Source organism: Xanthomonas sp. NCPPB 1067 (assembly GCF_020783795.1).
Classification (GTDB): domain Bacteria; phylum Pseudomonadota; class Gammaproteobacteria; order Xanthomonadales; family Xanthomonadaceae; genus Xanthomonas; species Xanthomonas melonis.
The window spans coordinates 25,911-40,130 of record NZ_JAJGQG010000006.1 but is presented as its reverse complement, the minus strand read 5'-3'; the positions used below and the strand labels follow the sequence as shown (position 1 = coordinate 40,130).

Genomic DNA, 14,220 nt, shown 5'->3' with positions numbered 1-14,220 from the left:
GCAGATGCGCGGCACGCCCCTGCAGCAGTGGCGCGCCTGGTTCGCGCAACGCGGCTGGACGCCGTTGCCTTTTCAACGCGAGGTGTGGAAACGCTATCTCGATGGCGAATCCGGGCTGCTGCATACGCCGACCGGCAGCGGCAAGACGCTGGCGGCCTTCGGAGGTCCGCTGCTGGAGGCATTGGCCGTGCGCGGACGCAAGCCTTCCAGCACAGCCGTCAGGCCCGCTGCCAGCGCACGCCGGCAGCAACAACGCAATCTGCAGGTGCTGTGGATCACGCCGCTGCGCGCCTTGGCAGCCGATACCGCGCGTGCGTTGCGCGAGCCGGTGGACGCGCTGGGACTGGAGTGGCAGGTGGGCCTGCGCACCGGCGATGCCAGCGCGCGCGACAAGCGGCTGGCACGCAGCGGCAAGCTGGATGTCCTGGTCACCACACCCGAATCGCTGGCGCTGCTGCTGTCGTACCCGGACACCGCGCCCCAGCTGTCGACGCTGCGCTGCGTGATCGTCGACGAGTGGCACGAGCTGTTGGGCAACAAGCGCGGGGTACTGCTGCAACTGTGCCTGGCGCGCCTGCGCGGCTGGGCGCCGGCACTTCGCATCTGGGGCCTGTCTGCCACCCTGGGCAACCTGACGCAGGCCCGCGATGTGCTGCTGCCGCACCTGCCGCAGGCCGCGCTGGTGTCCGGCGTCAGGCCGCGCGCCATGACGCTGGAAACGCTGCTGCCCGACAGCGGCGAGCGTTTCCCGTGGGCTGGCCATCTGGGCCTGGCGCAACTGGCGCGCGTGCTGCAGAAGATACTGCAACAGAACACCAGCCTGGTCTTTACCAATACGCGCGCACAGGCGGAATTGTGGCACCAGGCCCTGAGCGCGGTGTGGCCGGAAGATCCGGCCACGCTGGCGCTGCACCATGGCTCGCTGGACCCCGGCTTGCGTGCGGCCGCCGAGCAGGGCCTGCGCGAGGGCAGCCTGCGCTGCGTGGTGGCCACCTCCAGCCTGGATCTGGGCGTGGATTTTCCGGCGGTGGATCAGGTGTTGCAGGTCGGCAGCCCCAAGGGCATTGCGCGGTTGCTGCAACGTGCCGGCCGCGCGCGTCATCGTCCCGGCGAATCCGGCCATGTGGTGTGCGTGCCCTCGCACGCCCTGGAGCTGGTGGAATACGCCGCCGCGCGCCGCGCGATCGACCACGGCCATATCGAAGCGCGCCCGCCGCCGCACCTGTCGCTGGACGTGCTGGCGCAGCATTGCGTCACCCTCGCGCTCGGCGGAGGCTTCGATGCCGATGCGCTGTTCGCCGAGGTGCGCGGCACCGATGCCTTCGCGGCGCTGGACAGCCTCACCTGGAACGCGGTGCTCGACTTCATCGTGCAAGGCGGCAGCGCGCTGGCGCATTACCCGGATTTCCACAAGGTGGTGCGCGACGACACCGGCGTCTACCGCGTCACCGACCGCCGCGTCGCACTGCGCCACCGGCTGTCGATCGGCACGATCACCAGCGATGGCAGCGTGCGTGTGCAGTTCCTGCGCGGCGGCCGGCTGGGCGCGGTGGAAGAACAGTTCGTCGGCCGGCTGCGACGCGGCGACCGTTTCCAGTTCGCTGGCCGCCTGCTGGAGCTGGTACGCCTGGAAGACATGACCGCCTACGTGCGCGTGGCCAAAGGCGGCAGCGGCGTGGTGCCCAAATGGATGGGCGGGCGCATGCCGCTGTCGTCGGCGCTGGGACGCGAGGTGGAAGCGCTGTTCGCCGACCCTGGCGATGCGCCGGAGATGCGGGCGCTGGCGCCGCTCCTGCAGCTGCAGGCCACGCTATCGGCCTTGCCCGGCCCGCATCACCTGCTGGTGGAAAGCATCAAGGCGCGCGATGGCAGGCACGTGTTCGTATATCCATTCGCCGGCCGCCAGGTCAACGAGGGCCTGGCAGCGCTGCTGGCCGCGCGCTGGGGCCGCCGCCAGCGCAATACCTTCAGCTTCGCGGCCAACGATTACGGCTTCGTGCTCTCGCCGGCACAGGACGTGGCGATCAATGCCGGCCTGCTGCAAACGCTGCTGTCGCCGGCCGGCCTGTTCGACGATCTGCGCGACAGCCTCAACCTGGGCGAGCTCGCACGCCGGCAGTTCCGCGAGATCGCACGCGTCGCCGGCCTGCTCTCGCCATCGTTGCCCGGGCGTGCGCCGCGCAGCCTGCGCCAGCTGCAGGCCTCCAGCGGATTGCTCTACGACGTGCTGCAGCGCTTCGATCCGGGGCATCTGCTGCTCGCCCAGGCCGAGCGCGAAGTGTTCGAAGGCCAGCTGGAACTGGCGCGCCTGGCGCACGCGCTGGAGGATTGCGCGCGCCGCGCATTGTGCCTGCGCGCGCCGCGCAGCCTCACCCCGTTGTCGTTTCCGCTGTGGGCCGAACGCGTCCGTGGCCAGCTGAGTACCGAGGACTGGAAGTCACGCGTGCTGCGTGCCGCCGAACAACTGGAGCGCAGGCATGGGCGATAGCGTGCAGTTGCAGCTGGGCGGCGAAACGGTGGAACTGCTCGGCGAGCGCGCGTTGTACCGGCCGGCGCAGCGCGCGTTGCTGATCGCCGACCTGCATCTGGGCAAGGCCGACGTCTTCCGCCGCGCCGGGATCGGGCTGCCCGCGGGTGGCACTGCACACGATCTGGAGCGCCTGGATGCATTGCTCGATCAACGCGCTGTCCAGGCGCTGTGGATCCTGGGCGACCTGCTGCATGGCCCGGCACCGCGTGCGGCCTGGCATCGGCGCTGGAGCGCATGGCGCGAGCGGCACTGCGCCCTGCGTGTGATCGCGATCCGCGGCAATCACGACCGCGCCCTGGCCGGCGCGGACCTGCACATCGAAGCGGCCGGCGAGCAGGTGCAGGATGGGCCGTTCGTGCTCCGCCACGATCCGATGCCGCATCCCACCGGCCATGTGCTGTGCGGGCATCTGCATCCGCTGGCGGCACTGCCCGGGCTGGCGCGGCGCTGGCCGGCGTTCTGGTTGCGCGAACGCGTCACCATCCTTCCGGCGTTTTCGCACTTCACCGCAGGCGTGGTACCGACCCTGATCGAGGGCGAACGCCTGGTCGCCTGCGTGGAAGGCGATGCGGTGGCCCTGCCGGTGCGTTGAACCGACACCGTGGCGGCTACACCGTTGCACGATCGACCGATCGCCGACTGTGCAGGTCACGCGTGCCGCCGGCCCCTCGTCGTCGGCAGTCTCGCTCGGGAAGGCCAAGCCTTGCCATGCTGCGTTGCCCCTCAGCGCGTCATCGACGGAGCCGCCTGCGTAACGGCTTGCTGCGACTGCTCCAGCGCCTGCTGCTGTTCGCGTGCCTGGGCCTGGGTCTGCTTGATCATCTGCAAACGATCGAACGACTGGATCTCTGGTGTCTGCACGGCGTCCACGGTTGGCATATGGGCACGCTGGTGAGCTGGGTCATTCAAAGCGCCCTGCACGACAAAGACCCTTTCGCCGCCGGCCAGCTTGGACGTGGGATTATTGAGGACGACATGGTCCACCCGCGACATCCCTTCCTCTTTTGCCAGCGCAAGCAAGCTGGCGGTCATGCGCTCACTTGATGCGTCCCACTGCCTGCCATGTTCGGTATCGAGCTTCTGCACGCCGCCCTTGATCTGCTGGTACATGGCGTGGTCTGGGTGGCCTGGCTGCGAGGGCAACAACGGCGTTTTCTGTGGTGGCAAGGGCGAATCATGGCCGACTGCACTCTGCTTCACATCAGGAGAAGTGATGTCGCTGATGGTTTCCGGTTCCGGTCGACCCTGCTTGCGTTGTAGCGGTGCAATATGTTTATCGTAGTAGTCGCCGTAATATTGTTCGTACGTCTTACTCGGTCCAACCGAAGGTTGTTCCGTCTTGAAGACCTGGGCAATCTGGTTCAATGCGGCATCGCGTGTGATGTGGCCTGCCATTTGCTGATCGGCAATTGCTTCGTACTGCTGTGGCCTGGTGCCGCTTCCAGAAATTCCGATGTCCGGTCCCTTGTGATTCAGAATCTCACGCCGAATGAGTGCATTGCTAAGCGTTGCTGCAGCTTCGCCACGGAGCATGCTCGTAACGTAACCAATCTTGGAGGACTGATCGGATTGCTCGGAAAATCGATGATGCCCAATTTCATGCGAAAGCGACCGAGCGATGCGCGCACCGTTTCCGACTGCATTTTCGTCAATCACCACTTGCGTGCGAGGAACGAGATAGGTGCCCGCACCAGCAGCCCCCCATACCACAGCAATGTTGTCCCGATTCAACTGCGCAAGGCCTGCCTGAAGTGTTGGAGACCTCTGCAAGAAAGGCGTGACCGAAGGATCCGATAGCGGAGACGAAGGCTTCCCGGAAGCGGCTCCTGACACCGGTTGCTGCGGCTGTGGATACTTCGACTCGTCGACACGTTCCATCATGCACTCCGTTGCTGGTGACCCACCTCAGCAACCTACTTCTTGCTGATTGTGACGTAGCTCAGGCTGGACTGATCTTCGCTCAGCCCAAAGATGACAGTTGCCGTTTCCGTCTGCATCGACCAATAAGCGCTGGAACCGGCAGCATCTGGGCGCGGTGGATAGAGAGACGCATCTGGCGAAGGCATACCCTCGAACTTCGGGCCAGGCGACGAAAAGTCGAGCACGAGCGTCGCATGCGAGGGCGCATCCCGAGTGCTGCGAAGCTCAATGCGCTTCAAGGCGGTACCGGCAAGCGCACCACCCTCACCTCGCCGCACCACCATCGCGTCTTGCGACTCGCCGGGGCCGAACTGCGTTTGAAGCTGAGCGTTAAGTGCTGCGACATCCTGGAAGTCAGTAGCGATCAACCGATCGACATCTTGCTTGAGGCGTTCCGTCACGTCTTTGCTCCTGGTTTCAACGGAGGGCTTTGCAGCCGCTACGGCTGACTGATCGCGTGGAGTGCTGGGAGCACATCCCGCATGAAAGCTGCAGAGTGCCAGCAGTGCAATTGGTAACGACGTTGCCTGAGGAAAGGCAACACGTCCCTGGTTAACTTGCCGTCCATGGGATTTCCCAGGGTGAAGGGCCATCTCTCTGATCCTGCGCTAAGAGCGTCGCTGAAATTTAACACGTCGATGCCCCCCGCATCGGGCGGCGGCAGCAATCACCTCGCGGGGTTCTGCGTGTGCAAGATCTGCTAGCGGCAAACAACATTCATCTGAATGCGGCGGGCGGCGCTCATCGATGCGCCCCAAGTTGTTTTGCAGGCATCTCCGCCAGCGGCAACACCTTCATCACCAACTGGCCCGCGCTGGCGGTGATGCGCTGATGCCGATGGCAAAGCCCAGTTGTTCCAGCCCTAGGCCGCTGAGGCGAATGTGCGGCACGTGCTGGTCGCCGGTGGTCGTGGGCGCCGGGGTAATGGGTGTAGCTGACGGTGCACTGGCGCGGCGGGGTGCACGTAGCGCGCCGGGGCCTTACGGAGGAGGCGTCCGGGTCGGGCGGCAGCATCGGTGGCAGCTGGGTGCGGTCGGGTTGCACAACGACCCACTGCACCCGCTTGTGCGGCGCGTGGCGCGTACGCGCGCGAGTGGGCCGTGCGCTGGCAGATGCAATGGGTGGGCGTACACAGCTAGCGCACCGCTGCCTCGACGCCTTGGCCGATCGGCTGCGCGCAGGGCTGCGACAGCGCCTCCACGAACTCCGGCGCCAACGCCAATTTGCCGAACCAGCCATGCTGGGTACCGCTGAGCACGCGCAGCATATGCCCGCGCCCGCCCGGCACCCGGCCCAGCGGTCGTAGCAACAGATCGCGGCCATGCGCCCACAGATCGCGCTCGGACTGGAACAACGGCGTCAGCCATCGGCTCCAGCGGTGATAGATCGCCACATGCGCCTGGCGCTCGTGCTGGTAGCGCAGCAGGGCGTCGTCCAGGTCGGCGCCCGCGCGCAACGCATCGCGCAGCGCCAGCGCATCCAGCAGCGCCATGTTCACACCCTGACCCAGCTGTGGACTCATGGAGTGCGCAGCATCGCCGGCCAGCACCAGGCGGCCACGGTACCAGCGCGTCATCACCGAATCGCGGTAGCTGGCGCGGGCCAGCGCGGTGTGCAATTGCACCGTCTCCAGGCGGGCGATGGCATCGGGCCACATCTGCGCCACTTCCTCGCGCCAGGCCGCGATACCGCGTTGTTCCAATGCAGCGAAATCGCTGCACGGCAGACTCCAGAAGAAACTCAGGCGCGGCGTGTCGTCGCCCGGCCGCGTGCCGACCGGCAACAGCCCGATCATCTTGCGTGCGCCGATGTAGCGCTGACGCAGCTCGTCCACGAACGGCCAGTCATCGCGTGGCAACAGGCACCACAATGCGCCCCACGGATACACCCGATCCAGCCGCGTGCCCTGCACCTGCGCGCGCAACGCCGAAGCCGAGCCATCGGCGGCAACGATCAGATCGTAGGGGCCGTGCCACTGCCCACGCTGGTCCTGCACCCGCCTGCCGTCATGGTCGATCGCGGTGATGCGGGTATCGGTCTGCAGTTGCGTACCGTCGGGCCACGCATCGCGCAGCAACGCAAACAAGGCTCCACGCTGCATGCCCACACCCATCAGGCGCGGATCCAGATCGCGGTAACGCATGTCCATCACCGCGCGCCCGCAGGGCGTTTCGCCGTACAGGCGTCGCACCGGCGCGCCGTGCGCCAGGGCCTGCGACAACAAGCCCATCTTCCAAAGCACCTGCAGGCCGCTGGGCTGCAGCAGAAACCCGGCGCCCACCGGTCCCGGTGCTGCCGCGCGTTCGAAGACATCCAACTGGTGCCCATCGGCGCTCAGCAGGACCGCCAGGGCCTGACCGGCCGTTCCGTAGCCCACCACCGCAATCCGCAATGCCCGTTGCATCTTCCCCGACCCTGTTCTGCCCTCGCCATGCCCGCAGGGGCCGGCGCAAAAAAAACCCCGCCGTAGCGGGGTTCTTCAACCGCACAATCAAGTCAGATTACTCGACCGGCGTAATGTTCGAAGCCTGGGCACCCTTGGGGCCCTGGGTCACGTCATACGTGACGGCCTGGCCTTCCTGCAGGCTGCGGAAGCCCTTGGAGTTGATCGCGGAGAAGTGCGCGAAGACATCGGCGCTGCCGTCCTCCGGTGAGATGAAGCCAAATCCCTTGGCGTCGTTGAACCACTTGACGGTACCGTTCGGCATGGTGATGCGAGACCTTTGCAATAATTAATGGGTGATGTACGGCGATGCGTACGCCGCCGAGTATGCAAAGCTTATGCCTCGATGACAATCACCCGCGCGCAAGTTCGCCGATCAGTTCCGGCAGGCCCGACGAGGCCGCCTCGACGTTGGCCAGGACCTCGGCCATGGTGATCTCCTGCGCATCGCCGCAGCCTGCCGCCCAGTTGGCCACGATCGCCAGACAGGCGTATTCCAGGCCTTTTTCGCGTGCCAGGCCGGCCTCCGGCATGCCGGTCATGCCGACCAGATCGCAGCCGTCTCGGCGCATGCGGGCGATCTCTGCAATCGTTTCCAGGCGCGGCCCCTGGGTTGCGCCATAGCATCCGCCGGCCACCAGCGTGACGCCGGTCACTTTGGCTGCGGCGATCACCTTGCTGCGGAACATCGGCGAATACGGGTGGCCGAAATCCACATGCTGCACCTCGCTGCCCGGCTCTTCGCAGAACGTGGAGATGCGGCCCCAGGTGTAGTCGATCAGCTGGTCCGGGCATGCCAGCACGCGTGGTCCGAACGACTCGGTGATGCCGCCGACGGTATTGAGCGCCAGCACACGCGACGCGCCGATTTGCTGCAGCGCAGCGACGTTTGCGCGGTAATTGACCTTGTGCGGCGGCAGCGAATGCCCCTCGCCATGCCGCGCCAGGAAGGCGACGCGATGGCCGAGCAACATGCCGACACGGATCGGCCCCGAGGGCGCACCGTAGGGCGTCTCGATCTCGTGCGTCTGCACCTTGTCGAGCTGTGCGAGCTTGTAGACACCGGTGCCGCCGATGACGGCCAGGGCGATGGAATGGGAAGACATGGGCAACCTCTGTGACGAACGGATGTGGATGCGCGCAACGCGCGGCGGGTTGCGCGCTGCGCCAGGCCAGCGACGAATGACACAGACGCGGCTACCGGCGCCAGGATGCAATGCATTCCTGCAGGGCGCAGGTGCGCGCGGCTGCGGAGCTCACCCGCGCGCTGTCGCGTCCCCAGCGCAGCCGGCATGCGCAGCCGCGGCTGCGGCCGGATGGAGTTACTGCTTCATCGCATAGATGGCGGGAATACCGCGCAACTGCTCGTTGACGTCCATACCGAAACCGAACACGTAGCGGTCGTCCACTTCCACGCCCACGTAATCGGCGGTCACGCCGGGCACGCAGCGGTCGTGGCGCTTGACGGTCAATACCGCCACGCGCACATCGGTCGCCCCCTGCTCCAGGCACCACTGGCGCACACCCTGCAGGGTGTACCCCTCGTCGAGGATGTCGTCCACCAGGATCACCCGGCGACCGAACAACGCGGTGGCCGGGCGGTGCTTCCACACCAGCTCGCCGCCGACGGTTTCGCCGCGGTAACGGGTCGCATGCAGGTAATCGAACTGCAGATCCTGACCACGCGTGCCCAGCTCCAGCGCGAGTTGCCCGGAGAACGGCAGCGCGCCGTGCATGATGGTGAGATACACCGGCACTTCGCCGGCATAGTCGCGCGCGATCGCATCGGCGATGGTGGCGACGGCGGCGTCGATGGCCGGACGATCGACCAGCAGATCGGCTTGGGCCAGGGCCTGGGAAATGGTGAGCGTGGACATCAGGCAAGTGTTCCGAAAGGGGCGGAAAGAGGAGAGTTGAAGGAAGCATCGGTGCCGGCCAGGACGCCGTCCCAACCGAGCGCGCCGCGTCCGATCAGACCGATCAGCGCGGCGGTGTTGAGGCTGCGGCCCTGCACGGCCTGCAGCGATTCGGGAACCAGCTCCGGGTGGCAGACCAGCACCACATCGCAGCCGGCATCCAGATGCGCATGCACCCGCGCTGCCACGCCACCGGCACTGAACGAGGCGGCCATGCCGATATCGTCGGAGAACACCACGCCGCGGAACCCCAGTTGCCCGCGCAGGATCTGCTCGATCCAGCGCGGCGAGTAGCCGGCGGGCTCCGGCGCGACCTGCGGGTAGACCACATGCGCCATCATCACCGCATCGGCGCCGGCCTCGATGCCGGCCACGAACGGCACCAGGTCTTCGGCCTGCAGTACCTCCAGCGGACGCGGATCGCTGGCGTGATCCACGTGGGTATCTTCCAGCACCGTGCCGTGGCCGGGGAAATGCTTGAGCGTGGCCGCCATGCCGGCGCCATGCAGGGCCTGCACATAAGTACGGGTGAACGCGGCCACGACCTGCGGATCGTCGCTGAAGGCGCGATCGCCGATGGCGCGGTTGCCGCGGCCCAGATCCACCACCGGGGCGAAACTCAGGTCCACGCCGCTGGCGCGGACTTCGCCGGCCATCAACTGCGCATGCGCACGGGCCGCAGCGAGTGCGCCCTGCGGATCCTGCGCGTACTGCGCACCGAAGCTCTGCAACGGCGCCAGCGCGCTGAAGCCGTCGCGAAAGCGCTGCACGCGGCCGCCTTCCTGGTCCACACAGATCAGTACCGGGCGCGGAGCCGCAGCGCGGATGGCGGCGCACAGTTCGGCCACCTGGGTGCGCGAAGCGAAGTTGCGGGTGAACAGCACCACGCCGGCCACGGCGTCGTGCTGCAGCCAGTCGCGTTCCTGTGCGCTGAGGTCGGTACCGGCAACGCCGATCAGAAGCATGTTGGGGAACTCCCGGGCCAGGCGCCACCATGGCGCAGCGCGGCATTGTCGCAGATGCGCGCGGCAGCGTCAGATCGCGCATTCAGGCTGGGCTGGCGTGGGCGAAACGGCGCGCGGCTGGCGAACCCGCGTGCCGCCGGCACGTCGACCCCGGGGTCCGCACGCCCCGGCCCGGGCCGGCGTTGCGCAGACCAGTGTGGTGGCTCCTGTGCGCCGGGCCATCCGGCAATCTGTCCTGGCACATCCACTGCGGTGTTGCCCACTGCGCCACTGCTGGAAGGCGTTGTCCGGCCGCGACGGGAGCGGTGCCTGCGATCGGCCCCTGCCCACCGCAGGCGACCTCCTCCCCGGTGTCTCAAAGCCGCTCCAGATTCGCCCGCCAGTGTGCGGCCTGCACCCGAATCCCTTCCAGCACGTCGGCAGACATTGCGTCGAGCTGCCGATACGGCATTGCCAGGCGTTCGTTGGCGCCCAGCACGGCGCGCTGCCGCTGCAGGAAATCCCAGTACAACGCGTTGTACGGGCAGGCCTGTGCACCGACCCGCGCCTTGCGCTGATAGCGGCACCCACGGCAGTAATCGCTCATGCGATCGATGTAGGCCGCGCCACTGATGTAGGGCTTGCTGCCGAGCAGGCCGCCATCGGCGAACTGGCTCATGCCGACCGTGTTGGGCAGCTCCACCCATTCGAAGGCGTCGATGTAGACGCCCAGATACCAGCGGTGCAAGGCCTGCGGATCCAGCCCCGCCAGCAGCGCGAAGTTGCCGATCACCATCAGCCGCTGGATATGGTGGGCGTGCGCATTGGCCAGCGAATTGCCGATCGCATCGGCCAGGCAACGCATGCCGATCTGCCCGTCCCAGAACCAGTGCGGCAGCGGCAGATGCTGATCGAGATGGTTGGACGCGGCGTAACCTGGCATCTGCGACCAGTACACGCCACGCACGTATTCGCGCCAACCCAGGATCTGCCGGATGAAGCCTTCCACCGATGCCAACGGTGCCTGCCCTTGTCGCCATGCCCGCTCGGCACGGCCGATCACTTCGGCCGGGTGCAGCATCTTGAGGTTGAGCGCGAACGACAGCAGCGAATGGAACAACCGCGGGCTGCGCGTGCTCATCGCATCTTCATAGCGGCCGAAGTGCGGCAAGCCGTTCTCGATGAAGGCCTGCAGATGCGCCAGCGCCTCGGCGCGATCCAGCGGCCAGGGCAGCGCATCGGCCATGGGCGCACCGAAGCTGCGCACGCCGGCAGCTTCGATGCTGCGCCACAGCGCACCATGATCGTGCGCGATGCGCCAATCCGCGGGCGCGGCCGGTTCTCCCGGCCACGGCGCGCGATTGTCGTGATCGAAATTCCAGCGCCCCCCTTCCGGCGCGCCGGCGGCATCGAGCAGGACGCGATGGCGTCGGCGCATCTGCCGGTAGAAGACTTCCATGCGCCACTGGCTGCCCGCACCGAAGCATCCCGCCACCTCGTCGCGCGTGGTCAGGAAATGCTCGCTGTCGACCATGCGCACGACAAACGCCTGCCCCGCACCCCACTGCTGCAGGGCCTGGTCCAGCCGCCATTCGTCCGGGGCCTGGTACTGAAGCTGCCGGGCGCGGTAATGCGCCATCAGCGCATCCAGGTTGGCCGGAATCGACTGCCGGTTGCTGGCAGTATCGATCGCCACATAGCGCACGCGGTGGCCGCTTTGTCGCAGCGCTGCCGCGAACGCGCGCATCGCGGCGAAGATCGCCAGGATCTTCTGCGCATGATGAAGCACATAGTCGGTTTCCGCGCGCACCTCCATCAACACGTAGACGACGCCGGGGTCGTGCGTGGCGAACCAGCTGTGCTGCGGATTGAGCTGATCGCCCAGGATCAGCCGCAAGGTATGGGCGGGCGCCTGGGTCATCCTGGCGACCGAAACCGCATCTGCGGCAAGGCACGCTTGCGCCTGCCAGGTGAGCCCATGTGTGCGAGGGTCATGCGTGTGCGAGCGTTGGCGGGCGCCCGCTCCATCGAGCGTCCTGTCGTCACCGCCGAATGCGGCCCGGGGCGCAACGCCGTGTGCGCTCCACCGGCCACGTCCCGCCTCACGACGCAGCGCCCTCCCGCGCAGTGCTGCCGACCGCACGCGCAAGCGCCGTCCCGCTCTGCCAGGCGCCTTCGACCTTGCCGCCTGCCAGCCAGTCGCCGCACAGGCCGAGCCCGAGGCCGGCGTCCCAGACACAACCGGTCTGTCGCGGCGGATCGGTGCTGGCCGCCCCCCAGCGCCGTGCATCGCAGGCCTGCGGAAGCGGCAGGCCCAGCACAGCCAGCGCGGGCAGCAGGCTGGCGATCAGCTGCGCCGGCGTGGCGTGGGCATGCGCCTGGCTCCAGCTTGCCGTGGCATGCAGCAGCCAGGTCTCGGCTCCCGTGCGCGCGGGCTTGCTGGAGTCGCGCGCCACCCAGCGCAACGGGCCGGCATTGACGAACAAGGCATCGTAGCCCGGGTCGACAGCGGTTGCGAACCTCAGCACGACGGCCCAGGCCGGATGCATCTGCGCGCTGCGGGCCAGCTGTGCCAGCGCAGGCGCATGATCGGCCAGCAGCGCGGCCGCGACGGGCGCCGGCACCGCCAGCAGCACCGCATCGACCACGGGGGTCGTCGCCGCCGTCGCAGTGCCGATGTTCACCGCCCATCCCGTGCCGCTGCGCTCGAGAGCCTGGACGCCTGCCCGCATGCGGACATCCAGGCTGGCAGCGAGTGCGCTGGCTGGCGCGCTCATCCCGGGCACTCCGACATACCGCGCCAAGGCGCTTTGCGTAGGCCGCAGCGTTGTTCCATCCCAACTGGCCACGCGTGCGGACCAGCGCGCGGCCAGGCCGGCAGCCATCCAGGCCTCCACCACGGCCGCAAAGTCCGGATCGCGCGCGGTGAAGTACTGCGCCCCATCGTCGCACTGCCAGCCCTGCCCGGCGCAGGTATGCATGCGCCCGCCAACCGCATCGGCACTGTCGTAGACCGTCACCGCCTTGCCCGCCTTCTGCAAGGCATCGGCACAGGCCAACCCGGCCAGGCCGGCGCCGATCACCGCCACCGTCTGCGGGCAATGCGGTTGCGTCACCGGATCAACCCCATGCACCGGCATGCGGCAACCGGCAGCTCACACTGCGCAGCCATCCGGCCCGCAGGCATCGGCGCCGCCCACCGGCACCGAGGCAGCCGCCAGCTGCAACAGCGCCTGGGCGAAACTCTCCGCTGGCTGTGCGCCCTGGATCAGGCTGCGCCCGTCGATCACGAAGCTCGGCACCGCCCCAATGCCCAGTGCGCGGGCCTGCGCCAGCTGCGCCTGCACCTCCACCGTGCCCTCGTCCGAGTCCAGCATCGCCTGCACACGCGCAGCTGCAAGACCACCGGCTTCACCGGCACGCACCAGCGTCTCGGTCGCCGCCACATTGCGTCCTTCGGCGAAGTGGGCATGGAACAGGGCTTCCATGGCCGCACCCACGTCGCCTTCGTGCGTGGCCAGCCACAGCAGCCGATGCGCACGCAGCGTACTGACCTGCACCTGGCCGCGCCCGAAGTCGAACGGCAGGCCTTCTGCACGCGCGGTGGCCTGGGTCTGCGCGAGCATCTGATCCACGCGTGCGGCGTCGCCGAACTTGCGTGCCAGGGCATCGCGCAACGGCACCGGTGCTGCACCGGCATCCGGATCCAGCTCGAAGGCGTGATAGTGAACATCCAGCGCAGGCGCCTTGTCGCCGAGCATGGCGACCGCCTGCTCGAAACGACGCTTGCCGATCCAGCACCAGGGACAGACCACGTCGGACCAGATATCGATGCGCATAAGCGGGATTGGGGATGGGGATGGGGATTCGCAGAGCATAAGCCCCGACACGCGGATTGGGGATTGGGGATTTGCAACGCATCGCCCAGGGCCGACGCATCACCCTTGCTCTTCTACGAATCCCCAGTCCCGACTCCCTGCCACCGCTTGAACGGATGCGATGCCAGCGCCAGGTTGTAGTAACGCGTGTCGTCGGTGACTTCCGCACCGATCCAGTCGGGCCTGGCAAAGGCCTCCTCCGCGTGGGCGAGCTCGATCTCGGCCACCACCAGGCCGGCATTGTCGCCGAGGAATTCGTCCACTTCCCACACATGCCCCTGGTACTGAACCAGATGCCGGCGCTTGTCGATCAGCCCGCCGACGCACAGGTCCAGCAACGCGCGTGCATCGGTCACGGGAATCGGATAGTCGAATTCCTGCCGGGTATGCCCCACCTCGCGCGACTTCAGATTCAAGAACGCGCTCTCGCCCTGCACGCGCACGCGCACCGACGCGTTCTGCGTCCCGCTGCGCAACGCCGCCTGGTCGTTGATATAGCCCTGTGCCATCGGGATCACCGCATGCGCGGCACTGCGCCACCCGTCGCCGGTGACGAGAAACTTGCGTTCGATTTCTAAGGGCATGGCAT

13 protein-coding genes and 1 pseudogene are annotated in these 14,220 nt (G+C 67.3%); 2 read left to right on the top strand and 12 right to left on the bottom strand.

Translation table 11 applies throughout. From position 1 onward, the window contains the following. Positions 1 to 4: 4 nt before the first annotated feature. Positions 5 to 2,488, top strand: a complete 2,484-nt coding sequence (locus tag LL962_RS06725) for a ligase-associated DNA damage response DEXH box helicase (RefSeq protein WP_255626223.1) — start codon at positions 5 to 7, stop codon at positions 2,486 to 2,488. Further along, positions 2,478 to 3,122 (top strand): ligase-associated DNA damage response endonuclease PdeM, encoded by a 645-nt coding sequence (gene pdeM, locus LL962_RS06720; RefSeq protein WP_104588118.1) that lies wholly within the window; start codon positions 2,478 to 2,480, stop codon positions 3,120 to 3,122. The genes LL962_RS06725 and pdeM overlap by 11 nt, the downstream gene beginning before the upstream one ends. 131 nt (positions 3,123 to 3,253) lie before the next feature. On the opposite strand, the gene LL962_RS06715 is transcribed toward pdeM, so the two are convergent. The 12 genes and pseudogenes from LL962_RS06715 to LL962_RS06660 all read right to left on the bottom strand — a co-directional run bounded on the left by LL962_RS06715 (position 3,254) and on the right by LL962_RS06660 (position 14,215). Next, entirely contained in the window at positions 3,254 to 4,408 is a 1,155-nt protein-coding gene (locus tag LL962_RS06715; RefSeq protein ID WP_228316380.1) for an XVIPCD domain-containing protein, read from the bottom strand. A gap of 35 nt (positions 4,409 to 4,443) precedes the next feature. Beyond that, a complete protein-coding gene (locus tag LL962_RS06710; RefSeq protein ID WP_228316379.1) occupies positions 4,444 to 4,851 on the bottom strand; it encodes a hypothetical protein in 408 nt (135 codons plus the stop codon). Between the two features lie 340 nt (positions 4,852 to 5,191). Further along, positions 5,192 to 5,509: pseudogene (locus LL962_RS06705) on the bottom strand (SymE family type I addiction module toxin). A 76-nt stretch (positions 5,510 to 5,585) separates the two neighbouring features. Further along, on the bottom strand, positions 5,586 to 6,854 hold the full coding sequence (locus tag LL962_RS06700) for an FAD-dependent oxidoreductase (protein WP_228316378.1): 1,269 nt from the start codon (positions 6,852 to 6,854) through the stop codon (positions 5,586 to 5,588). Between the two features lie 97 nt (positions 6,855 to 6,951). Beyond that, positions 6,952 to 7,158 (bottom strand): cold-shock protein, encoded by a 207-nt coding sequence (locus LL962_RS06695; protein ID WP_104584161.1) that lies wholly within the window; start codon positions 7,156 to 7,158, stop codon positions 6,952 to 6,954. An 88-nt stretch (positions 7,159 to 7,246) separates the two neighbouring features. Further along, complete coding sequence (locus LL962_RS06690) at positions 7,247 to 7,999, bottom strand: S-methyl-5'-thioinosine phosphorylase (RefSeq protein ID WP_228316377.1); 753 nt, start codon at positions 7,997 to 7,999, stop codon at positions 7,247 to 7,249. A gap of 216 nt (positions 8,000 to 8,215) precedes the next feature. Next, complete coding sequence (locus tag LL962_RS06685) at positions 8,216 to 8,770, bottom strand: hypoxanthine-guanine phosphoribosyltransferase (protein ID WP_104584164.1); 555 nt, start codon at positions 8,768 to 8,770, stop codon at positions 8,216 to 8,218. Then, the gene (gene nagZ, locus LL962_RS06680; RefSeq protein ID WP_104584166.1) at positions 8,770 to 9,774 is read right to left on the bottom strand and encodes a beta-N-acetylhexosaminidase; all 1,005 of its coding nucleotides are present in this window, start codon (positions 9,772 to 9,774) and stop codon (positions 8,770 to 8,772) included. Before nagZ ends, LL962_RS06685 begins: the two co-directional genes overlap by 1 nt. 355 nt (positions 9,775 to 10,129) lie before the next feature. Continuing rightward, the gene (locus LL962_RS06675; protein ID WP_228316376.1) at positions 10,130 to 11,674 is read right to left on the bottom strand and encodes a cryptochrome/photolyase family protein; all 1,545 of its coding nucleotides are present in this window, start codon (positions 11,672 to 11,674) and stop codon (positions 10,130 to 10,132) included. Positions 11,675 to 11,855: 181 nt separating this feature from the next. Continuing rightward, complete coding sequence (locus LL962_RS06670; RefSeq protein WP_228316375.1) at positions 11,856 to 12,893, bottom strand: NAD(P)/FAD-dependent oxidoreductase; 1,038 nt, start codon at positions 12,891 to 12,893, stop codon at positions 11,856 to 11,858. A 15-nt stretch (positions 12,894 to 12,908) separates the two neighbouring features. After that, on the bottom strand, positions 12,909 to 13,592 hold the full coding sequence (locus tag LL962_RS06665) for a DsbA family oxidoreductase (RefSeq protein ID WP_104584172.1): 684 nt from the start codon (positions 13,590 to 13,592) through the stop codon (positions 12,909 to 12,911). Between the two features lie 113 nt (positions 13,593 to 13,705). After that, complete coding sequence (locus LL962_RS06660; protein ID WP_228316374.1) at positions 13,706 to 14,215, bottom strand: CYTH domain-containing protein; 510 nt, start codon at positions 14,213 to 14,215, stop codon at positions 13,706 to 13,708. Positions 14,216 to 14,220 lie beyond the last annotated feature (5 nt).

Coding starts and splice junctions, on each gene's coding strand:
- pdeM (WP_104588118.1), top strand. CDS start 2,478: ATGGGCGATAGCGTGCAGTTGCAGCTGGGCGGCGAAACGGTGGAACTG.
- LL962_RS06695 (WP_104584161.1), bottom strand. CDS start 7,158: ATGCCGAACGGTACCGTCAAGTGGTTCAACGACGCCAAGGGATTTGGC.
- LL962_RS06700 (WP_228316378.1), bottom strand. CDS start 6,854: ATGCAACGGGCATTGCGGATTGCGGTGGTGGGCTACGGAACGGCCGGT.
- LL962_RS06665 (WP_104584172.1), bottom strand. CDS start 13,592: ATGCGCATCGATATCTGGTCCGACGTGGTCTGTCCCTGGTGCTGGATC.
- nagZ (WP_104584166.1), bottom strand. CDS start 9,774: ATGCTTCTGATCGGCGTTGCCGGTACCGACCTCAGCGCACAGGAACGC.
- LL962_RS06690 (WP_228316377.1), bottom strand. CDS start 7,999: ATGTCTTCCCATTCCATCGCCCTGGCCGTCATCGGCGGCACCGGTGTC.
- LL962_RS06660 (WP_228316374.1), bottom strand. CDS start 14,215: ATGCCCTTAGAAATCGAACGCAAGTTTCTCGTCACCGGCGACGGGTGG.
- LL962_RS06725 (WP_255626223.1), top strand. CDS start 5: ATGCGCGGCACGCCCCTGCAGCAGTGGCGCGCCTGGTTCGCGCAACGC.
- LL962_RS06715 (WP_228316380.1), bottom strand. CDS start 4,408: ATGGAACGTGTCGACGAGTCGAAGTATCCACAGCCGCAGCAACCGGTG.
- LL962_RS06675 (WP_228316376.1), bottom strand. CDS start 11,674: ATGACCCAGGCGCCCGCCCATACCTTGCGGCTGATCCTGGGCGATCAG.
- LL962_RS06670 (WP_228316375.1), bottom strand. CDS start 12,893: ATGCCGGTGCATGGGGTTGATCCGGTGACGCAACCGCATTGCCCGCAG.
- LL962_RS06685 (WP_104584164.1), bottom strand. CDS start 8,770: ATGTCCACGCTCACCATTTCCCAGGCCCTGGCCCAAGCCGATCTGCTG.